Origin of the sequence: Streptomyces phaeofaciens (genome assembly GCF_014648915.1) — a bacterium.
GTDB lineage: Bacteria > Actinomycetota > Actinomycetes > Streptomycetales > Streptomycetaceae > Streptomyces > Streptomyces phaeofaciens.
Window position 1 is genome coordinate 394,071 of sequence record NZ_BMSA01000003.1, and the last position, 21,358, is coordinate 415,428.

Annotated in this window: 11 protein-coding genes; 6 read left to right on the forward strand and 5 right to left on the reverse strand. The window is 71.1% G+C overall.

Annotated features, from left to right (window positions below; translation table 11 throughout):
* Window positions 1–27: 27 nt before the first annotated feature.
* Together IE275_RS08645 and IE275_RS08650 are read right to left on the reverse strand one after the other, a co-directional pair.
* Window positions 28–1,185, reverse strand: a complete 1,158-nt coding sequence (locus tag IE275_RS08645) for an acyl-CoA dehydrogenase family protein (RefSeq protein WP_189709391.1) — start codon at window positions 1,183–1,185, stop codon at window positions 28–30.
* A 174-nt stretch (window positions 1,186–1,359) separates the two neighbouring features.
* Window positions 1,360–1,956, reverse strand: coding sequence for an SACE_7040 family transcriptional regulator (locus IE275_RS08650; protein WP_189709393.1), 597 nt, complete (start codon window positions 1,954–1,956; stop codon window positions 1,360–1,362).
* A 96-nt stretch (window positions 1,957–2,052) separates the two neighbouring features.
* Between IE275_RS08650 and IE275_RS08655 the strand changes: the two genes are divergently transcribed.
* The 4 genes from IE275_RS08655 to IE275_RS08670 are packed head-to-tail and all read left to right on the forward strand — an operon-like array spanning window position 2,053 to window position 7,737.
* Window positions 2,053–3,669: a carboxyl transferase domain-containing protein gene (locus IE275_RS08655; RefSeq protein WP_189709395.1), complete on the forward strand. Its 1,617-nt coding sequence runs from the start codon at window positions 2,053–2,055 to the stop codon at window positions 3,667–3,669.
* Between the two features lie 14 nt (window positions 3,670–3,683).
* Complete coding sequence (locus IE275_RS08660) at window positions 3,684–5,618, forward strand: acetyl-CoA carboxylase biotin carboxylase subunit (protein WP_189709397.1); 1,935 nt, start codon at window positions 3,684–3,686, stop codon at window positions 5,616–5,618.
* The gene (locus IE275_RS08665; RefSeq protein WP_189709399.1) at window positions 5,615–6,571 is read left to right on the forward strand and encodes a hydroxymethylglutaryl-CoA lyase; all 957 of its coding nucleotides are present in this window, start codon (window positions 5,615–5,617) and stop codon (window positions 6,569–6,571) included. The genes IE275_RS08660 and IE275_RS08665 overlap by 4 nt, the downstream gene beginning before the upstream one ends.
* A 5-nt stretch (window positions 6,572–6,576) precedes the next feature.
* Window positions 6,577–7,737 carry an acyl-CoA dehydrogenase family protein gene (locus IE275_RS08670; protein WP_189709401.1) on the forward strand — a complete coding sequence of 387 codons (1,161 nt, stop codon included), beginning with the start codon at window positions 6,577–6,579 and terminating at the stop codon, window positions 7,735–7,737.
* A gap of 33 nt (window positions 7,738–7,770) precedes the next feature.
* Here the strand turns inward: IE275_RS08670 and IE275_RS08675 are convergent, their stop codons facing one another.
* The 3 genes from IE275_RS08675 to IE275_RS08685 all read right to left on the reverse strand — a co-directional run bounded on the left by IE275_RS08675 (window position 7,771) and on the right by IE275_RS08685 (window position 18,773).
* On the reverse strand, window positions 7,771–8,226 hold the full coding sequence (locus IE275_RS08675) for a hypothetical protein (protein ID WP_189709403.1): 456 nt from the start codon (window positions 8,224–8,226) through the stop codon (window positions 7,771–7,773).
* An 86-nt stretch (window positions 8,227–8,312) separates the two neighbouring features.
* Complete coding sequence (locus IE275_RS08680; protein ID WP_189709405.1) at window positions 8,313–14,882, reverse strand: RHS repeat domain-containing protein; 6,570 nt, start codon at window positions 14,880–14,882, stop codon at window positions 8,313–8,315.
* A gap of 225 nt (window positions 14,883–15,107) precedes the next feature.
* Window positions 15,108–18,773, reverse strand: coding sequence for a LamG-like jellyroll fold domain-containing protein (locus IE275_RS08685; RefSeq protein WP_189709861.1), 3,666 nt, complete (start codon window positions 18,771–18,773; stop codon window positions 15,108–15,110).
* 462 nt (window positions 18,774–19,235) lie between these two features.
* On the opposite strand from IE275_RS08685, the gene IE275_RS08690 reads away from it, so the two are divergent.
* Together IE275_RS08690 and IE275_RS08695 are read left to right on the forward strand one after the other, a co-directional pair.
* On the forward strand, window positions 19,236–20,285 hold the full coding sequence (locus IE275_RS08690; RefSeq protein ID WP_189709407.1) for an ABC transporter substrate-binding protein: 1,050 nt from the start codon (window positions 19,236–19,238) through the stop codon (window positions 20,283–20,285).
* Between the two features lie 106 nt (window positions 20,286–20,391).
* A complete protein-coding gene (locus tag IE275_RS08695) occupies window positions 20,392–21,201 on the forward strand; it encodes a siderophore-interacting protein (RefSeq protein WP_189709409.1) in 810 nt (269 codons plus the stop codon).
* Window positions 21,202–21,358 lie beyond the last annotated feature (157 nt).

The window sequence follows — 21,358 nt, forward strand, 5'->3', positions numbered from 1 at the left end:
TTCTACTGGCCGGTAATTTCTGGAGCCTTACAGGCCCATGTCCTTCGCGATGATCGACTTCATGATCTCGCTGGTACCGCCGTAGATCCGGTTGACGCGGTTGTCCGCGTACAGGCGGGCGATCGGGTACTCGTTCATGAAGCCGTAGCCGCCGTGCAGCTGGAGGCAGCGGTCGATCACCCGGTGGGCGACCTCGGTGCAGAACAGCTTGGCGGAGGCGGCCTCGGCCGGGGTCAGCTCACCGGCGTCGAGGGCCTCGGTGGCGCGGTCGGCGACGGCCTCGGCCGCGTCCACCTCGGCCTGGCAGGCGGCCAGCTCGAACTTGGTGTTCTGGAAGGACGCGACGGTCTGGCCGAAGACGACACGGTCCTGCACGTACTGCTTGGCGAACCGGACGGCGGCCTTGGCCTGCGCGTAGGCGCCGAAGGCGATGCCCCAGCGCTCGGAGGCGAGGTTGTGGCCGAGGTAGTAGAAGCCCTTGTTCTCCTCACCGAGGAGGTCCTCGACGGGCACCTTGACGTCGACGAAGGCCAGCTCGGCGGTGTCGGACGTCTTCAGGCCGAGCTTGTCGAGCTTGCGGCCGACGGAGTAGCCCTCGGCCTTGGTGTCCACCACGAAGAGGGAGATGCCGTGGCGGCGGTCCTCCTTGGTGGGCGCGGAGGTACGGGCGCAGACGATCATGCGGTCGGCGTGCACGCCACCGGTGATGAAGGTCTTGGAGCCGTTGAGGACGTAGTGCGTGCCGTCCTCGGAGAGCTTGGCGGTGGTCTTCATGCCCGCGAGGTCGGAACCGGTGCCCGGCTCGGTCATCGCGATCGCCCACATCTCCTCACCGGAGACGAACTTGGGCAGGTAGCGCTTCTTCTGCTCGTCGGTGGCGAGCAGCTTCAGGTACGGCAGGCCGAGCAGCACGTGCACGCCGGAGCCGCCGAAGTTGACACCCGCGCGCGCGGTCTCCTCGTAGAGGACGGCCTCGAACTTGTAGGAGTCGATGCCCGCGCCGCCGTACTCCTCGTCGACACGGATGCCGAAGACGCCCAGCTCGGCGAGCTTGTAGTAGAAGTCGCGCGGCGCCTGGCCGGCGGCGAACCACTCGTCGTAGACCGGGACGACCTCGGCCTCGATGAAGGCCCGGAGAGTCTCCCGGAACGCCTCGTGGTCCTCGTTGAACACCGTACGGCGCACTCTCCGCCACCTCCACGTACCGCGTAGTGCACAGCGTGCACTCTGTCATGTCTAAGCGCTTGCTCAGAGCACAACCGTACCGGCGAGTACGAGCAGGCGTCCAGGGTGGAAGGGGGGTAACGCTCGTCACCCTCCCGGCCGCCCCGGCGGATCCCTCCCGGCCGCCCCGGCCCCTCAGGCGCCCGCGGCCGCCCCGAAGGCGCCCCGGGCCATCCGGTGCAGCAGTTCCGCCGTGGCCGTGCGGCCGGGCAGGGAGCCGGGGCGGCCGAGGTGGGGGGTGGAGTTCAGCAGGCCGAAGACCGAGTGGACGGCCGAGCGGGCCGCCGGTTCCGCGAGGCCCGGGTACACCGCGCGCAGCACCTCCACCCACAGCTCCACGTACTGCCGCTGGAGCTGGCGGACGAGCTTGCGGTCGCTGTCGCGGAGGCGGTCCAGCTCGCGGTCGTGCAGGGTGATCAGGGGGCGGTCGTCGATCGCGAAGTCGATGTGGCCCTCGATGAGCGAGTCGAGGACCGACTCGGCGGGGGCCCCGTCGGCCTCCTCCCGGCGGCGCCGCGCGCCCGTCAGCAGCTGGCCGCTGATCCCCACCAGCAGCTCGGCGAGCATCGCGTCCTTGCCCGGGAAGTGCCGGTACAGCCCGGGGCCGCTGATCCCCACGGCGGCGCCTATCTCGTCGACCCCGACGCCGTGGAAACCGCGTTCGGCGAAGAGCCGCGCGGCCTCTTTGAGGATCTGCTCGCGCCGGGTGGAGGCGTCGGTTCTGGTGGCCATGCCAGCAATTCTAGACAGGGAGGTTAGCGGTCGTTAACCTGAAGGAAATGGTTAACGCTCATTAACAGGCGATCACTGGGTGAGGGGAACCGCAGGATGGAGCAGGCACCGGAGCTGACGAGCGCGGCGGATCCCGCGTCGGAGGCCTGGCGGGCCAATGAACAGGCCCACCTCGCACTCGTCGAGGAGCTGCACGGCAAGCTGGCCGCGGCCCGGCTCGGCGGCGGCGAGCGGGCGCGGGCCCGGCACACCGCGCGCGGCAAGCTGCTGCCGCGCGACCGCGTCGACACCCTCCTCGACCCGGGCTCGCCCTTCCTGGAGCTGGCGCCGCTCGCCGCCGACGGGATGTACGACGGCCAGGCACCGGCGGCCGGGGTCATCGCCGGCATCGGCAGGGTGAGCGGGCGCGCGTGCGTGATCGTGGCGAACGACGCGACCGTCAAGGGCGGCACGTACTACCCGATGACGGTGAAGAAGCACCTGCGGGCCCAGGAGGTGGCCCTGGAGAACCGCCTGCCCTGCCTCTACCTGGTGGACTCGGGCGGCGCCTTCCTGCCCATGCAGGACGAGGTCTTCCCCGACCGCGAGCACTTCGGGCGGATCTTCTACAACCAGGCCCGGATGTCCGGCGCCGGGATCCCGCAGATCGCGGCGGTCCTCGGCTCCTGCACGGCCGGCGGGGCGTACGTCCCGGCGATGAGCGACGAGGCCGTGATCGTCCGCGGGCAGGGCACGATCTTCCTCGGCGGCCCCCCGCTGGTGAAGGCCGCCACCGGTGAGGTCGTCACCGCCGAGGAGCTGGGCGGCGGCGAGGTGCACTCCCGGATCTCCGGGGTCACCGACCACCTCGCCGAGGACGACGCGCACGCGCTGCGGATCGTCCGGAACATCGTCGCCACGCTCCCCGCGCGCGGGCAGCTGCCCTGGGAGGTCACCGCGGCCGTCGAGCCCAAGGTGGACCCCGCCGGGCTGTACGGCGCCGTGCCGGTCGACTCCCGCACCCCCTACGACGTGCGGGAGATCATCGCGCGCGTGGTCGACGGCTCCCGCTTCGCGGAGTTCAAGGCCGAGTTCGGGCAGACCCTCGTCACCGGCTTCGCCCGGATCCACGGGCACCCGGTCGGGATCGTCGCCAACAACGGCATCCTGTTCTCCGAGTCCGCCCAGAAGGGCGCCCACTTCATCGAGCTGTGCGACCAGCGCGGCATCCCGCTGGTGTTCCTCCAGAACATCTCCGGCTTCATGGTCGGCAGGGACTACGAGGCCGGCGGCATCGCCAAGCACGGCGCGAAGATGGTCACGGCGGTCGCCTGCACCCGCGTGCCGAAGCTGACCGTCGTGGTCGGCGGGTCGTACGGCGCGGGGAACTACTCCATGTGCGGCCGGGCCTACTCGCCGCGCTTCCTGTGGATGTGGCCGGGCGCCAAGATCTCCGTGATGGGCGGCGAACAGGCCGCCTCCGTCCTCGCCACGGTCAAGCGGGACCAGCTGGACGCGCAGGGCCAGAGCTGGCCCGCCGCGGACGAGGACGCCTTCAAGGACCCGATCCGGGCCCAGTACGAGCGCCAGGGCAACGCCTACTACGCGACCGCCCGGCTCTGGGACGACGGGGTCATCGAGCCGCTGGAGACCCGGCAGGTACTGGGCCTCGCGCTGACCGCCTGTGCCAACGCGCCCCTGGGAGACCCCCAGTTCGGCGTCTTCCGGATGTAAGGGACCTTCAGACGATGTTCGACACCGTGCTCGTCGCCAACCGGGGCGAGATCGCCGTCCGCGTCATCCGGACGCTGCGCTCGATGGGCGTGCGCTCGGTCGCCGTGTTCTCCGACGCCGACGCCGACGCCCGGCACGTCCTGGAGGCCGACACCGCCGTCCGGATCGGGCCGGCGCCCGCCGCCGAGAGCTATCTGTCGGTGGAGCGGCTGCTGGAGGCGGCCGCCCGCACCGGCGCCCGGGCCGTCCACCCCGGGTACGGCTTCCTGGCCGAGAACGCGGGCTTCGCGCGCGCCTGCGCCGACGCGGGGCTGGTCTTCATCGGGCCGCCCGCGCAGGCGATCTCCCTCATGGGCGACAAGATCCGCGCCAAGGAGACCGTACGGGCCGCCGGGGTGCCGGTGGTGCCCGGTTCGACCGGCAGCGGCCTCACGGACGCCCAGCTCGTGGCCGCCGCGCGCGAGATCGGCGTCCCCGTGCTGCTGAAGCCGTCCGCCGGCGGCGGCGGCAAGGGCATGCGGCTGGTGCGGGACACGTCCGCGCTGGCCGACGAGATCGCCGCCGCCCGCCGTGAGGCCCGCGCCTCCTTCGGCGACGACACGCTCCTGGTCGAGCGGTGGATCGACCGGCCCCGCCACATCGAGATCCAGGTCCTGGCCGACGCCCACGGCAACGTGGTGCACCTGGGCGAGCGCGAGTGCTCCCTCCAGCGGCGCCACCAGAAGGTCGTCGAGGAGGCGCCGAGCGTCCTGCTCGACGAGCGCACCCGCGCCGCGATGGGCGAGGCGGCCGTGCAGGCGGCCCGCTCCTGCGGGTACCGGGGCGCGGGCACGGTCGAGTTCATCGTCCCCGGCGGCGACCCGTCCTCCTACTACTTCATGGAGATGAACACCCGCCTCCAGGTGGAGCATCCGGTGACCGAGCTGGTGACCGGGCTCGACCTGGTCGAGTGGCAGCTGCGGGTGGCGGCCGGCGAGCCCCTGTCCTTCGGACAGGGGGACGTCCGGCTCACCGGCCACGCCATCGAGGCCCGGATCTGCGCGGAGGACCCCGCGCGCGGGTTCCTGCCCTCCGGCGGCACCGTCCTCGCCCTGCGCGAACCCCAGGGCGACGGGGTGCGCACCGACTCCGGGCTCAGCGAGGGCACCGAGGTGGGCAGCCTGTACGACCCGATGCTGTCCAAGGTGATCGCCTACGGCCCCGACCGCGCGACCGCCCTCAGGAAGCTCCGCTCCGCCCTCGCGGAGACGGTCACGCTGGGCGTGCAGACCAACGCCGGGTTCCTGCGGCGGCTGCTCGCGCACCCGGCCGTCGTCGCGGGCGAGCTGGACACGGGGCTGGTCGAGCGGGTGGTCGACGACCTGGTGCCGGCCGAGGTGCCGGAGGAGGTGTACGAGGCGGCGGCGGCCGTCCGGCTGGAGGCGCTGCGGCCGGCGGGCGGCGGCTGGACCGACCCGTTCTCGGTGCCGAGCGGCTGGCGGCTCGGGGGCACCCCCCGGCCCGTCGGCTTCCCCCTGCGGGCGCTCCAGGAGCCGGTGGAGCACACCCCGCGGGGCACCCACACCGTCACCGGCGACCGGGTGTCCGTGACCCTCGACGGCGTCCGCCACACCTTCCACCGCGCCGCCGACTGGCTCGGCCGGGACGGCGACGCGTGGCATGTGCGCGACCACGACCCGGTGGCCGCCTCCCTGACGGGCGCCGCGTACGCCGGCGCGGACTCGCTCACCGCCCCCATGCCGGGCACGGTGACGGTCGTGAAGGTCGCCGTCGGCGACGAGGTGGCCGCGGGCCAGAGCCTGCTGGTGGTCGAGGCGATGAAGATGGAGCACGTCATCTCCGCCCCGCACGCCGGCACGGTCGCCGAGCTGGACGTCACACCGGGCTCGACGGTCGCCATGGACCAGGTGCTGGCCGTCGTCACCCCCCATGAGGAGGCTGCGGAATGACCGTTCAGGGACTCCCCATGGCCGTCCCGGCCGAGGGCCTGCCCGCGCGGGTGCGGATCCACGAGGTCGGCGCCCGCGACGGCCTCCAGAACGAGAAGGCGACCGTGCCGACGGCCGTCAAGGCCGAGTTCGTCCGGCGGCTGGCCGACGCGGGTCTGACGACGATCGAGGCGACCAGCTTCGTGCACCCCAAGTGGGTACCCCAGCTGGCCGACGCCGAGGAACTGTTCCCGCTGGTGTCCGGCCTCCCGGTGGCGCTCCCGGTGCTGGTGCCCAACCAGCGGGGCCTGGACCGCGCCCTCGCGCTCGGCGCCCGCCGGGTCGCGGTCTTCGCCAGCGCCACCGAGTCCTTCGCCAAGGCCAACCTCAACCGCACCCTCGACGAGTCGCTCGCGGTGTTCGCACCGGTGGTGCGGCGCGCCAAGGACGAGGGCGTGCACGTGCGCGGCTATGTCTCGATGTGCTTCGGCGACCCCTGGGAGGGCCCGGTCCCCGCGCACCAGGTGGTGCGGGTCTGCCGGGCGCTGCGGGACATGGGCTGCGACGAGCTGAGCCTGGGCGACACCATCGGCGTCGCCACCCCCGGCCAGGTCCGCGCGCTGCTCTCCCTGCTCGCCGAGGAGGGCGTGCCGGCCGATGTGCTCGGCGTGCACTTCCACGACACCTACGGCCAGGCCCTCGCCAACACCTACGCCGCCCTCGAACACGGCGTCACCACCGTCGACGCCTCGGCCGGCGGGCTGGGCGGCTGCCCGTACGCCAAGTCCGCCACCGGCAACCTCGCCACCGAAGATCTCGTGTGGATGCTGTCGGGCCTCGGCATCGACACCGGGATCGACCTCGGCCGTCTCGTCGCCACAAGCGCCTGGATGGCCGAACGACTGGGCCGGCCCAGCCCGTCGAGAACCGTTCGCGCACTCGGTAAAACGACACAGCCCCACAAGGACCAGTGATCAGCATGGACCACCGTCTCTCCCCCGAACTGGAAGAACTCCGCCGCACGGTCGAGCAGTTCGCCCACGACGTCGTCGCCCCCAAGATCGGCGACTTCTACGAGCGGCACGAGTTCCCCTACGAGATCGTCCGCGAGATGGGCCGGATGGGCCTGTTCGGACTGCCGTTCCCCGAGGAGTACGGCGGCATGGGCGGGGACTACCTGGCCCTCGGCATCGTGCTGGAGGAGCTGGCGCGGGTCGACTCCTCCGTGGCGATCACCCTGGAGGCGGGCGTCTCGCTGGGTGCCATGCCGATCCATCTGTTCGGGACCGAGGAGCAGAAGCGCGAGTGGCTGCCGCGGCTGTGCGCCGGCGAGATCCTGGGCGCGTTCGGTCTGACCGAGCCGGACGGCGGCAGCGACGCGGGGGCCACCCGGACGACGGCCCGGCTCGACGCGGAGACGGACGAATGGGTGATCAACGGCACCAAGTGCTTCATCACCAACTCGGGCACGGACATCACCGGCCTGGTGACGGTCACCGCGGTCACCGGCCGGGGGCCCGACGGCCGGCCGCTGATCTCCGCGATCGTGGTGCCGTCCGGCACCCCGGGGTTCACGGTCGCGCAGCCGTACTCGAAGGTCGGCTGGAACGCCTCGGACACCCGTGAGCTGTCCTTCGCGGACGTGCGGGTCCCGGCCGCGAACCTGCTGGGCGAACAGGGCCGCGGGTACGCGCAGTTCCTGCGGATCCTCGACGAGGGCCGGATCGCGATCGCGGCGCTGGCGACCGGGCTCGCGCAGGGCTGTGTGGACGAGTCGGTGAAGTACGCGCGCGAGCGGCACGCGTTCGGGCGGCCGATCGGCGCCAACCAGGCCATCCAGTTCAAGATCGCCGACATGGAGATGAAGGCGCACACGGCCCGGCTGGCCTGGCGGGACGCGGCGAGCCGGCTGGTCGCGGGCGAGCCGTTCAAGAAGGAGGCGGCGCTCGCCAAGCTCTACTCGTCGACGATCGCCGTCGACAACGCCCGTGACGCCACCCAGGTGCACGGCGGGTACGGCTTCATGAACGAGTACCCGGTGGCCCGGATGTGGCGCGACTCCAAGATCCTGGAGATCGGCGAGGGCACGAGCGAGGTGCAGCGGATGCTGATCGCGCGGGAGTTGGGCCTGGTGGGCTGAGCCTCGCCGCCGCGCGGCCCGGGAGGGGTGGGCTCACTTCTCCCGGGTGAAGCGCACGCCGAGACCGCAGGGGACGTCGGGGTCGTTGGACGCGCACAGGGTCCTGCCGTCGTCCACGACCGCGAACTGGAGCGAGCAGTTCCAGTCCCAGTACTCGCGGGCCAGGCCGAGGCCGACCCAGGAGCCCGACTTCGCCGTCTTCGACATATGGCTTCCGTTGTCGTCACTGACGAAGAAGCCCCAGCCTCCGCCGGATTTCCCGGTGGGGCAGTCGACCGGGGCGAGCTTCTTGGAATCGAGGCCCGTCGCGGTGAATTCCCGGTCGGCGGAGAAGGAGATCCTTTCGCCGTCCGGTCCCTGCCAATTCCCCACGATGCGCTCTGCCGGGACCTTCGCCGTCTCCTCGGTGGTGGAGCACGCGGCCACCAGCAGCAGGGGAATCAGGGCGGCGGCGGCCCGGCGGCCGGTCTTCAGGGGGCTCTTGAACACGCTTGCATCCTAGGGGTGGGGTGTGACGGCCGTGGGGCCGGGGCCGGTGAGCGGCCCCGGCCCCACGGATTACCGGCGCGTGGGCGTTATTCGAGCCAATCCGAATAGTTCACGCACTCATTGACGGGCCACTTCTCCTCCCACGAGAAGTCCTCCGTCACGGCCGCGCCGAAGGTGTCCTCGAAGGCGGGGTTCCAGGACCGCGGAATGGCATGGGTCGCGGACCGCCAGTCGGAGATGTTGGTCGCGGTGAACTTCAGCGTGACCGTCTGCTCCTTCTTGTTGATCGACTTGATCCGGCCGGTGGCCGAGTAGGTGCCGAGGAACGCGTCCGCCTGGTTCTCCGTCCCGAGGCCGCCGTTGGTCAGGACGCCGAGGATGTCGTTCCCCGCCCCGCGCAGGGTGTTGAACTTGTACCAGGGGCTGCCCGGCTCGGGGCCCTTGTCCTGGTAGGAGAACTCCACGGCCTCCTTGGCCGCCGGGGCCTTCATCCCCTTGTCCCGGGCCTGGCCCACCAGCGTGGACCGCCACTCGCCGAACGTGTCGTCCTGCGCCAGGATCGAGGTGAACGCGTCGCCGCCCCGGAAGTCCTGGTGCTCGCGCAGCGGATAGCCGCCGCCCCACAGCCAGCCGAAGAACAGCCCCCGTGAGGACTCCCAGCGGTTGGCCGCCTTCGGATCGCTGACGATGCCCCAGTCGGGCAGCGTGGCGAGGAACTCCTCCCAGCTCTGGGAGGGCGGGTTGAACGGCAGGTCCCAGGACTTGGTGATGAAGTTGTACGTCGCGCCGGGCTTCCACTGGTTGAGGGGCTGGCCGGTCGCGCCGGACGAGGAGGTCGGGGCGCTGCCGCCGCCCGCGCCGATCGCGCTGATGGCCGCTCCGGCGATGCCGAGGATCGCGCCCACGGCACCGCCGATGATCGCGCCGATGGCCCCGATGATGCCGCCGAGACCGTCGGACATACCGGTCGGGTCGGAGTTGGTGACGGGGCTGTTGCTCGCGTAGGCGTAGCCGTTGAGGCTCTGCGGCTTGTCCGGTTCGAGCAGCGGGTCGACGCTCAGGAAGCGGCCGGTGGCCGGGTCGTACTGGCGGGCACCGAGCTGGGTCAGGCCGGTGGTCGTGTCGGACGGCTTGCCGAGGAAGCCCTTGTCGTCGGGCCAGCTGCCGCCCGCCGCGCCGCGCGAGGCACCGAACGGCTTGGTGTAGCGCTTGACGAAGACCAGGGTGTCCGAGGCGATCGCCAGACTGGCGGTGCCCTGGTGGTTGCCGGCCAGGAAGGTCAGCTTGGTGCCGGTCTCCCCGGCGGCGGAGGTGCGCACCGCGAGGGTCGTGGCGCCCGCCGTGTAGGTGCGGGCCCCCGAGAGGGCCTTGGTGGCGCCGCTGACCTTGAGCCGGACCTCGGTCACGCCCAGGTAGAGGACGGTCTCGCCGTCGGTGGTGGTGGGCCGCTTGATGAGCAGCTCACCGCCGGCGTCGTACAGGTAGCCGGTGCCGGTGGCGGGCTTGCCGGCCGCCGCCGGTTCGCTCGCGGTGGCGAGCTTGCCCTCGGTGTCCCAGGTCAGTGTCTGGGTGGCCTGGGTGCCGGGCCGGGTCCGGGTGTTGCCGTTCTCGTCGTAGGTATAGGCGGTGGTGGTCGAGCCGCTGACCGTGGAGGACAGCGCGTGCGGCTGACCCTTGTCGGTGCCGTACTTGTATTCGGTGGTGACGTCGGCGGCGGCGCTGTGCTCCACCTGCTGGGAGCGCAGGCCGGAGTCGTTGTACTGGTAGCTGGTCCAGTACGGCGCGGCCCCGCCCAGGTTGGCGGTGGTGCGGCCGGAGGCGGCGCAGTCGGCGGTCTTCGGGGTCCAGGCCTCGCTCAGGCGGCGGTAGCCGTCGTAGGCGAAGCACTGGTGGTCCTCCTTGCCGGCCCCGCCGAGGGTGGTGCCGTCGTGGACCGAGGTGATGTTGCCGGCGTCGTCCTGGGCGTACTTCAGCTCCTGGAGCATGTAGCCGTGCACGTCGTCGGTGACGTACGACCGGGTGAGGCGGCGGGTGCCGGCCTCGTAGTCGTGGTTGACGTACACCTTCTTCGCGGCGCTCGGGTCGGTGGCGAGCGTCAGCTGACGCAGGTCGCCGAGCGGGGAGTAGGCGACGCCCTGGAGGTAGCCGGTGGTGCCCTTGGCGGTCAGCACCTGGCCGAGCGTGTCATGGGTGTACGACACGGTCTCCGAGGGGAGTCCGGCCACGGCGGGCGCGCCGGCCTGCTTCACCGTGCCGTCGAGGTTGTAACCGGTGGAGAACGACAGGGTGCCGGGCACGCCGGCCGTGACCAGCGGGTCGTCGGAGGGCAGGATCAGCTGGTTGCCGGTGACCTTGTAGAGCGGGTCGTAGGCGGTGACCTTCTGGGTGTAGGCCTTGCCCGCCACTCCGCCGTCGTAGCGGACGGCCGTGTCCTGCTGGCCCTTGGCGAGGGTGTCGAAGGTCCAGGCCGCCAGCTTGTTGCCGTCGGTCTTGGACGTCTGCCACATCCCGGTCTTGCGGCCGAGGACGTCGTACTCGAAGAGCAGCACCTTGCCCGGCCGGCTGTCGGTGGACTTGACGGCCTGGTCCAGGTTGTTGTGCTCGGTCGTGGTGGTGCCCTTGTCGGGGTCGGTCACCGTCACCTGACGGCCGAAGAGGTCGTAGGTGTACGACCAGGTGGACTTGTCGTGGGCGGTGATGGTCTCCTGCCGGTCGGCGTCGTCGAAGGTGTAGCGGGTGGTCATGTAGTCCGTGCCGGTCGGCTTGTCGCCGGCGTAGTCACGGCGTTCCACGGTCTGGCCGAGCGCGTTGGTGACCACCGCGTTGGCCGTGCCGCCGGCCGGGGCGCTGGTGAGGACCGTGTCGCCCTGGTAGGTGGTGTCGACCGACCACTTGGCGACGCCGTAGGCCTTGGTGGTCGCCTTGGTGACACGGGCCATGCCGTCGTAGACGCTGTCGGTCTGCTTGGGCGCCTGGCCGCCGTCGATCTGCACGATCGTGCCGGACGGCGCGCTCGTGCTGTCCCAGATGTCGGCCTGGGCGGTCACGGCCAAGCCACGGCCGTCGTACAGGGTCTGGGCGATGATCCGCCCGCCCGCGGCCGAGGGTGCCTGCACCTGGCGGGTGCGCAGCAGCGAGTCGTAGATCTCGTAGGTGGTGTTGTACCCGGAGCCGTCGCCCTTGAGGGAGGCGCTGGAGACCCAGGGCAGGGCGTCGGACCTGACGCTGTACGCGTACACGTAGTTGGCGGTCTTGCCGAGTGCGCGGGAGCGGTTGGGCAGCCAGACGGAGGTGACCCGGCCGAGGCTGTCGTACACCGTCTCCGTCACCCGGCTGTTGGGGTCGGTGACCTTGAGGTCCGTGCCCAGGGCGAAGTCCTTGAGGGTGACGGTCCTGTACCCCTTGGCGTTGCCGACGGTCGTCTGGGTCAGCGGACCGGCGGCGACCGGGAGGTACTCGGTGGTCGACGTGGTGACGTTGTCGGTGTTCTTCAGCAGGGTGGGGCGGCCGAGCGTGTCGTACTCGGTGACGGCGTTCTGCTGCCACAGCGGCGCGTCGTCGCTGCCGTACCCCTTGGCGCGGCCGGTCCACCGGGCGTCGCCCTTGGTCGGCTTCTGGGTCGCGGACCAGGTGGTGGAATCGTACGAGGTCGCCGTGTCGGAGATGACGTCGCCGGGGCGGGTGTGGTCGGCCGGCAGGTCCAGGGCGGAGTCGGCGACGGAGCACGCCCGGCCGACGATCCGGGTCCGGGAGACCGTCGCGGTCAGGCCGGTCGCGTCGTTGCGGGCGTACCAGGTGCGGGTGCACTTCTCGTCGCCGGTGACGGCGTCGTCGCCGAGATCCTCGACGGTGGCGGCCATGCCGTACGCGTCGTAGGTGGTCCTCGTGGTGCGCACCCGGTCGGCCGGGGTGAGCTTGCTGGTGACGCGCGTGCGGGCGTGCGAGGCGCCGACCCGGACGAAGTACGCCTCGGTGTCGGCGTACGACTTGTGCTGGGTGGCCGTCCGCTGCGACCAGGGGTCGTTGACGGTGCCGGAGACCTCGGCGGCGCCGTCGTAGGAGACGCTCTCCCGGGTGAAGCCGGCGAACTGTTCGGAGTCGGTGATCTCGGCGGCCGCGATGCCGGTGACCTTGACGGTCCTGCGGGCGTCCGGGTCCAGGGTCTTGCCGTCGGCGGCGAGGACGCGGTCGCCGTTCATGCCGCGCAGGTAGACGGTGACCGTCTTGGTCCGGGTGCCGTTCGACGGGCCGGTGAGGTGGGTGACCTTCTCGTAGCCGCGCCACTCGGACCAGGTGCGCTCCTTGGCGGGGGTCAGCGGGTCCTCGTTGTAGTGCCAGGCGCCACCGCCGGAGTACTGGTAGGTGTGCTGCACCGCTTCGGAGCCGCCGAGCGGGTCGGTGGTGCGCACCGCGCTGACCGGGTACTTCTGGAACCAGTCGAGGATCGGCTCGTCCTGGCCGTAGGGCGACCAGTAGACCGGGAAGCAGCGCTTGGTGTTCTCGTCGGGGTCGGGCATGGTCTGCCCGGCCACGCAGTCGGCCGCGAGGTAGTCGACGACGGTCTGCGCGCCGGTCTCGGAGACGACCGTCTTCAGGCGCGGCCGCTCGAAGGACAGGATGTCGTCGCTCGGGCTGTCCACCCGGTTGGGCAGGAAGACGTGCGAGAACTTCACCGGGTCGAGCGCGAGGTCGGTGCCGCGCTTGCCGATGTGCTTGATCTGGTCGAGCCAGAGCGACTGATCGGTGGAGTCACCGGTGTCGCCGGGGTCGAGGTAGAGGTGCTTCAGCTCCCAGGTGTCGACCGGGGAGAAGGCGGGGGTGGCGGCGGCCGCGTCCCAGGCGTAGGTGGTGACGGAGGTCAGCCGCTTACGGGTGAAGAAGGACGGGCTGTCGAGGTAGGGGCACTTGTCGCCGTCCTTGCAGATCCGGTCGAAGGGCACGTCGGGCCAGTTGTCCCGGGTGTCCTCGGTGAGCGAGTCGCAGCCCGTGCCCGAGGCCACGCAGCGCTCCGCGTAGGAGAGGGCGACCTTGTGCGAGGCGGCCGGGGTCGCGCTGAACAGGGCGTCGGCACGCTGTCCGTAGCGGATCTCCTTGAGGTAGCCGCCGCGAATGTAGGAGGTGCCGGTGTCGTCGTCGCCGAGCTTGTCGTAGTTGTTGGTCTCGTCCTCGTACCAGTAGCTCTGCGCGTTGCCGTGGGTGTCCTCGACGTAGTCGAGGTTCCACCGCCAGGCCTGCTTCTTGGAGCGGTCGGCGAAGGCGCTGCCGGAGGAGTGGCCGGGCTCGCCCTCGTCGTCGCCGAAGACCGGTACGGTCCACACCGACTTGGTGCGTACGCCGTCGGCGGCGCCGTCGAGCTTGTTCAGGCCGAAGACGAACTTGGTGCCGTCGCCGGTGACGACGGTCCAGTACTCGCCGTTGTCGTCACCGTTGTCGGCGTCGGTGGAGCGGGTGACCTTGGAGGCGTCGTCGTTCTTCAGCCGCCACTCGCCGCTGGTGTCGTCCTTGACCAGTTCGGTGGCCTTGCCGTTGAGCACCAGGGAGGCGTTGTCGTATTTCCAGCACAGGTCGTCCTTGCCGTCCTGGCCGTCGTCGTCGCAGGAGCCGTACTTGCGCTCGATGTACGACGAGGTGATCTCGAAGCCCTCGCCGACCTGGGTTCCCTGGTTGTTGGTGGTGGAGGTACGGCCGTCCACGCTGCCGGAGTCGTAGGAGATCGCCAGCTCGACGCCCGGGCCGGCGGCCGGCTGGGGCGCCTTGAGCGGGTAGGTCCAGGTGAAGGTGCCGGAGCTGCCGCCGGCCTCCCAGGTGGAGGAGGCGGAGAGCGGGGTGGCCTTGTAGTCGCCGTCGGCGGAGGCGGTGCCGGCGACCAGGGCGAGCGTCATGGCCTGGCCGGACGCGGCGGCCGTCGCCGCCGGCTTCCCGGTGGCGGCCCCCGGCTTCTTCGCGAACGACAGGTCGGCCGTGATCCGTTCCTCGCCGCGGGAGTTGACGAAGCCGACCGGCGTCGCGGCGCGGCACTTCGCGCTCGCCGCGTCCTTCGCCGCGCAGTCTGGCAGGCGCAGCACCTGGAGCCGGCCGGCCCAGTCGCCGCCGTAGGCCGCGGCGAACGCCGAGTAGTCGATGCCGAGGCGGGCCCCGCCGCCGGCCGCGGGGCCGGTCACCTTCAGGACCACGCCCTTGACGCCGAGGCGCTCGGCGGCCCGCTGGTCCAGCACGTCGACCTGGACCGACCGGGCGCGCGGGGTGTTCTTCGCGGCCGGCGCGGCCAGGGTGACGGGGAGAGTGCCGGGTGCGGCCTTCGCCGTGCCGGACGCGGGCAGGGTGAGGCGGGCCGAGCCGCCCTTCGGCCAGGTGGTCCCGCGGGACTGGTCGGCTACCGCGCGGGCGGCGGCCGTCCGGTCGGCGTGGGCCGCGGTGCGCATGGCCTCGGCGGTCCCGGCGTCCTTCCTCGCCTTGAACGGCACGACCTTCTGGGCGCGTGGTGCGGACAGTTCGGGTCTGCCCAGCGGGTCGAGGTCGTCGGCCATCGCCGCCGCGGGGGCGAGCAGTCCGGGCAGCAGCCCGAGGCTCACGAGGGTGCTGACGCGCCGCAGCCAGGGCGCGTGGGCGGACGGTCTCCGGTCCGGCGCGGGCCGGGCCGGGGGTTGGGGTCGCATGAAGGATGAAGTCCCTTCGTCCGTGGGGGGATCCGGGAGGATCCCGGGAGGGATCTGAGCAGGAGCACGGGACGGGCACGGGCCGCCGGAACCGGTGGGAGCGCACGCGGCGGCCGCGTGTCGCGGGGCACGCCCGGGGGCGTGCGGCAAGGCCGAGGCGGCCCGGGGGCGGGAGTTCCCGCGGCCCCCGGGCCGGTCACTCGGTGTGCGGGTGGGTCGGCCGGGTCAGCCGCCGAGGACCTGGGAGCGGACCTGGTCGGCGCTCATCGCGCCGGTCCACACCCGCAGTTCCTCCAGGGCGCCGGGCAGGTGGTTACCGGTGCTGCCGCTCTTGCTGCCGCGGCCCGCGGAGAGGGTGCCGGTGCCCAGCTGGGCGGCGGTGAACCCGGAGGCGGTCTCGGCGGGCTGGTCGAACTCGCCGACGAAGAGGTGGAGCCGGCCGTAGCGGGTCTCGGTCTTCGTGACGTCGGCCGGGTCGGTCCACTCCCAGGACTCCTGGGCGTCGAAGACCCCGGTGACCTGGACCCAGGTGTCGGTCTCGGCGATGTCGCCGCCGGGCACCTCGGCGCTCTGGGTGACCTTGCCGTCGCTGCCGAGGGCGGTCCGGGTGAACTTCCACTGGTAGACGCCGTCGGCGGGCTTGACGACCCACAGCGCCCAGGAGGACTCACCGGCGGACGCCTGCTGGGCGGCGACCACGGCCTGGTAGCCCACCGGCTTGGCCGCCAGTTTCGCGGAGTCCAGCTGGACCCGGGCTGAGACGGTGAACGCCCCGCTCTCGTCGATCACCGGTCCGGTGGCCGTGGCGTGGCCGGCGGTGCCGTCCAGGACCAGGGCGTTGTTCTCGGCGTCCAGGGTCGCGCCGGAAGCCGACAGGGACAGGCTCCCCACCGGGTACCCGGTGAGCTCCTTGACCTGGGTGCCGGTGGAGGATCCGGCGTCCCAGTGGGCGACCAGCTCGTTGGCGGCGACGCCGTCCTCGAGGAGCTGCGCCTGCTGGGTGATCTCGTCGTGGGTCAGGACGCGCTGCCAGACGTTCACCTCGTCGAGGCGGCCGCGGAAGTGCTCGCCGTACGCGGCGCCGACCAGCGAGCGGCCGAACTGGAGGCCGCCGGAGGAGACCCACGGGGTGTAGGCGGTCGACAGGGAGTTGAGGACCACGGGCTGGCCCTGCGGACGGCCGTTGACGAACAGCTGGATGGTGTCGTTCGTCTTGTCGGCGTCGTTCTTGGAGTCGAACACACCGGCCAGGTGCGTCCAGACCTTCAGCGGCGGGTTGGCGGTGTCGGCGACCGACCGCAGATACGTCTGGCCTTCCTTGACGTCGGCCGCGGTGCGGTTGAACACCCACTTCTTGAGCGACGCCGAGTAGTACAGGGTGAACGCCGAGGCGTTGGTGCCCGGGGCCGCCATCACCACGTGCGTGGACGCGTTGTCCGTGAGGTACGCCCAGGTGGAGACGGTGAAGGAGTCCTTGGTGTTCACCGCGGGGGCCGCGGTGGCCGCGTACGCCTGCTGGTTGGCCGGGTCGGAGCTGTCGAGGAACAGCGAGTAGTCGGTGTCGCCGCGGCGGGCCAGGGAGGACCAGCCGGCGCCCGCGGTGTAGAGCGTGGCGTCGTGCCGGGTGCCCTCGGTGGCGGTGTCCTTGGCGACGGTCACGCCCGAGCCGGGCGCGGCATCGTCGAAGTGCCAGCTGCCCGAGGCGCCGGCCGCCGGAGCGACCTTGAAGCTGAGCTCGGCGGGGGTGCCCCAGCGGTTGCGGACGTCCTTGGCCTCCACGGAGAGCACCTGGGTACCGGAGAGGGAGGGCGTGACATTGGGCACGGTGACCGTGGTGCCGGTGACCGGCTTGGCCTCCTTGGCCGAGGTGGTCAGCAGCCGCCAGCGGTAGCCGGTGATGTCCTTGTCCACGGCGTTGGGCTTGAAGGTGAAGTTGCCCGGGACGCCCGGACCTCCCTTGCCCTCGCAGAGGTTGGTGGTGCACTCGGTGTACGGGGCGTTGGTGGTGATCGTCGGCGCCTTGGGCGCGGTCGAGTCGATCTTGAAGTAGCACCAGGAGGAGTACGAGGAGAACAGATCGCCGGACTTGCCGCCGTACGACCAGTGCGACTGGGTGCGCGAGCGCAGCCGGTACAGGCCGCCGTCGGCCCGGTTGGAGGTGCGCATCTTCTCCAGGGTGCCGTCCGGGTCCCAGCCGGAGTCGGGCCGGTAGCCCGTCCAGACCCCGTGCCAGGCGGCGTCGTCACCGCGCTCGACGACGTACTCGGCCTGGAGGGAGCCCTCTTCGTCGCCCATGTTGTGCTCGACCTTGGTCTGCACCCGGGCCTGCACCATCGGGTCGACGCGGGTGACGACCAGCGGGTCGGAGGAGGACGTCTTGCAGTAGGCGGTGGTGCCGTCGCCGGGGATCAGGCCGACGTCGGTGGGCACGCCCGGCTTGAAGGCGTAGTTGACCTTGAGCTCGGCGTTGTCGTCGAACCTCTTCCAGGCCTCCGGGTCGCCCTCGTCCTTGGCCCGCAGCATGAACGTCAGCCGGCTGATGCCGCCGTCGGCGAACTTGCGCACGGTGGAGGTGAGGTTCTCGTCGGTCTCGTCCGGGTTGTCGTTGAACTCGACCCACTGGTCGGGCTGTTCGGGGCTGCACTGAGAGCCGCGGCCGGCCGAGACGAGCCGGTCGCCCATCTGGTCGAGCTGCGTCGGCCCGGGCCACTTGGTGCCCTCGGAGATGTTGTTGGTGCGCTCCAGGTCGACCCACTTGGGGTCGCAAGCGAACGACCAGGTCTCGTAGGCCCGGAAGGTGGCGTCGAGGACGTACTTGCCCGCCAGCTTCGAGGGCGAGAACTCGAAGTACATGCGGTTGGTGTAGTTGCTGCCGCAGTAGTACGGGCCGGAGACGCTGCACCGTCCGACACCGTAGTCCCCGTTGAACATCCAGAACTTGTCGCCGTCCGAGGACAGCACGGTCCGCTCGGACACCCCGAGGCCCACCGACGGGTCGATGTAGACGGGGTAGACGGTGTCCTCGCCGCGCAGCAGGCCGAGGTCGGGCGTGACCGCGACGGTGTCGCTGTCGACCTGGACCGGCATCACCGCGCTGGCGTCGCCGGAGTGCGGCTGGGTGCCGTGTTCGACGGGGTCGGGGACCTCGGCCGGGGCGTCGGCGGCGGCGGTCATCAGCTGGGTGCTCGCGCCACCGGTGTCGTCGGTTCGGCTCGCGGAGTCCCACATCTGGCCGGCCGGGCCCTTGAAGACGGTGTTGCCGTCCGCGTCGACCGCGCGCAGTCCGCCGCCCGCGCCGGGGAGCACGTCCAGATCGGTGGCGGAGGCGGTGAGCGCGATGTGTTCCAGGGCCGGATCGGCGGCCGCTTGCGCGGACTTGACGACGAGCACCTCGCGGTAGCCCTCGGCGGTGGCGGTGAGTTCCAGGTCGACGCCGTCCAGGACGTCGGCGTAGACGGCCTTGTCGCCGTCGAGGCGCGGCTCGGGCAGTCGGCCGGGCCAGTCGAGGCGAAGGCTGCCCTGCTCGTTGCCGAGGCGGATCAGACCGGCGCCGCTGCCGCCGCCCGAGAAGGAGAGGTCGACGACGGCGCCCTTGGGGCCGACGGTTCCGTCGGGGCGGCGCTCCAGGGTGGTGTCCACGGCGTCCCAGGAGCCGTCGTCGCCCCGGACGCGCTGCGGGACCGCGGACTGAACGAGCGTGAAGCTGCCGTCCGGGTTGGCCATGGTGGTGGAGTACTCGGTGCGTTCACCGGTGACCTCGACCTGCTTCCCGCTGGCCGCCGCGCGTTCGGCGGCGGTGCGGTGGGTGGTGGCGGAGGAGGCGCTCGGCGCCTCGGCCGGTGCGGCCGAGGCGGTTGCTGCAAACGTCGGCAACGACGCGAGCAGGGCCATCGAGGTGATTCCGGTGGTGAACGCGGTGAGTGTGCCGAGTCTTCTTCTCCGGTGGCCCCGGGCCACGTTGCGCGATTCTTGGCGCACCTATCCCCCGCTTTCCTCATCCGATCTTCATATTTGCGGGGACAGTTAAGAGTGTTTGCGTTCCGTGATTCAAGTGTGCGGATGATCACGTTCGGACGAGCGCCCTCTTTGTGGGGCGAAAGGCGTGATTCGACCCCGCAACGAAAGGCGCGCGAAGGGCGAATGAAAGACGGGGGTGCACTCTCGTCCAGACAGGGGACAATTGCCCGCCAACTCCCCTTTTGCTTCAGCCGAATTCACCAAAGAGGGGGGCGGCACAGGCATCTCACAGGTTGTGGCTCACAGCATCCCGGGCCTGGACAAGATCTGAGGTTAGGCTAACCTACCTTCGACTTGTCCTGCGGTGATCCCGCACGTCCGAAAGCAGCCACCCTCATGTCCAACGCCAGAGCCAACCACCTCACCCGCCGCGGCATCCTCGCCGCCGGTGGCGCCCTCGGCCTCGGTGCCGTCCTCGCGGCCTGCGGGGACGACGACGCCAGCGGCAGTGGCTCGGAGTCGTCGGCGAGCGCCTCCGCCAAGTCCGGCCCCTGGACGTTCAAGGACGACCGCGGCACCACCGTGAAGCTCGACAAGATCCCGGCGAACATCGTCGCGTTCACCGGTGTCGGCGCCGCGCTCCACGACTACGGCATCCAGGTCAAGGGCGTCTTCGGCCCTACCAAGACCGCCGACGGCAAGGCCGACGTCCAGGCCGGCGACATGGACGTCACCAAGGTCGAGGTCATCGGCAACGTCTGGGACGAGTTCAACGTCGAGAAGTACGCCGCCCTCGCGCCCGACGTCCTCATCTCCACCATGTTCGACGGCGCCGGCACCCTCTGGTACGTCCCCGAGGCGTCCAAGGCCAAGATCGCCAAGCTCGCCCCGAGCGTCGGCGTCTCCGTCTACGACCGTCAGCTCACCGCCCCGCTGGAGCGGATGTGGGAGCTGGCCGAGTCCCTCGGCGCGGACATGAAGGCGGCCGCGGTCACCGACGCCAAGAAGCGCTTCGAGGAGGCCGCCACCCGGCTGCGCGCCGCGGCCAAGGCCAAGCCCGAGATCAAGGTGATGGCCGGCTCCGCGAGCGCCGAGCTGTTCTACGTCTCCGGCACCAACCTCTCCATCGACCTGGAGTACTTCAAGGCCCTCGGCGTGAACTTCGTCGAGCCGCCGGAGAGCGCCAAGGCCGAGGGCGGCGGCTGGTACGAGGCGCTGAGCTGGGAGAACGTCGACAAGTACGCGGCCGACATCATCATGATGGACGACCGTTCCTCGACCATCCAGCCGGCCGACATCACCGAGGCGACCTGGAAGAAGCTGCCCGCGGTGAAGGCCGGCCAGATCATCGCGCGCTCGCCCGAGCCGATCCTGTCGTACGACAAGTGCGTGCCGCTTCTGGAGAACCTCGCCGAGGCGCTCGAGAACGCGAAGAAGGTCGCCTGATCCAGGCGGCTCGTCGTCGTGGGGGAACCGCGCGCGGCCACCGGCCGGTCGCGCGGTTCCCCGCGCCCCCGAGTGAGCTGTCCCCCACGTCTTCTGGAGCCCCCGCATGGCCACCGCCGTCGCCGCGCCGTTCCGGTTCTTCTCCCTCCACGTCGCGCGGACCCTGCGGCTCTCGCCGTCGCTGGTCCGGGTCTCCTTCGCCGGGGAGGATCTGCGGCACTTCTTCTCCGACGGGCACGACCAGTCCCTGTCGCTGTTCCTGCCGCACCCGGGGCAGCACGAGCCGCGGGTGCCGGTGGAGCTGGGGGACGGCTGGTGGCAGGGCTGGCGTGAACTCCCCGACGACGTACGGGCGGTGATGCGCTCGTACACCCTGCGCGGTCTGCGGCGCGATCCCGACGAGATCGACATCGACTTCGTGCTGCACACCCCCGCGGGTCCCGCCTCGCGGTGGGCCGCGCGGGCCGGCGCCGGGGACCGCGTGCTGCTGCTCGGCCCGGCGATCGCCGACAACCGGGCCATCCGGTTCCGGCCGCCCGAGGACACCGATCTGGTGCTGCTGTGGGGCGACGCGACCGCGCTCCCGGCGATCGCGTCGGTCCTGGAGTCGCTCCCCGCCGGCCTGCGGGTCCGGGCCTGGCTCGAGGTGCACGACGCGCAGGACGTCCAGGAGTTGACGACCGCGGCGGACGCCCAGGTCACCTGGCTCGTCCGGCGGTCCGCCCTGGATCTGCTGCCCGGACTCCCCCTCCCGCCCGCCGCGCACCCGTACGTCTGGATCGCGGGCGAGTCCGGGTCCGTGAAGGCGCTGCGCCGGCACTTCGTCGGCGAGCGCGGTATCGACCGGCGACAGGTCACCTTCGTCGGCTACTGGCGGGAGGGCCTGACCGAGGAGCAACTCCGCGAACAGGAGTAACTCCCTTCCGCCCCAGGCATGTTGTCGACGTGATCACCGTCACGGCAGAGCCATGATTTGCTCCATGCAAATTAGGTTAGGCTAACCTAAGTTGAAGCCGAGGTTCCGCCCCTCGCCCGTCCCCGCACCGGACCGTCCCCACCGGAGGACCCCCACC

Bases quoted from the DNA above. Each gene is read 5' to 3' on its own strand.
- IE275_RS08650 (WP_189709393.1), bottom strand. From the start codon at position 1,956: ATGGCCACCAGAACCGACGCCTCCACCCGGCGCGAGCAGATCCTCAAA.
- IE275_RS08655 (WP_189709395.1), top strand. From the start codon at position 2,053: ATGGAGCAGGCACCGGAGCTGACGAGCGCGGCGGATCCCGCGTCGGAG.
- IE275_RS08660 (WP_189709397.1), top strand. From the start codon at position 3,684: ATGTTCGACACCGTGCTCGTCGCCAACCGGGGCGAGATCGCCGTCCGC.
- IE275_RS08665 (WP_189709399.1), top strand. From the start codon at position 5,615: ATGACCGTTCAGGGACTCCCCATGGCCGTCCCGGCCGAGGGCCTGCCC.
- IE275_RS08670 (WP_189709401.1), top strand. From the start codon at position 6,577: ATGGACCACCGTCTCTCCCCCGAACTGGAAGAACTCCGCCGCACGGTC.
- IE275_RS08680 (WP_189709405.1), bottom strand. From the start codon at position 14,882: ATGCGACCCCAACCCCCGGCCCGGCCCGCGCCGGACCGGAGACCGTCC.
- IE275_RS08685 (WP_189709861.1), bottom strand. From the start codon at position 18,773: ATGGCCCTGCTCGCGTCGTTGCCGACGTTTGCAGCAACCGCCTCGGCC.
- IE275_RS08690 (WP_189709407.1), top strand. From the start codon at position 19,236: ATGTCCAACGCCAGAGCCAACCACCTCACCCGCCGCGGCATCCTCGCC.
- IE275_RS08695 (WP_189709409.1), top strand. From the start codon at position 20,392: ATGGCCACCGCCGTCGCCGCGCCGTTCCGGTTCTTCTCCCTCCACGTC.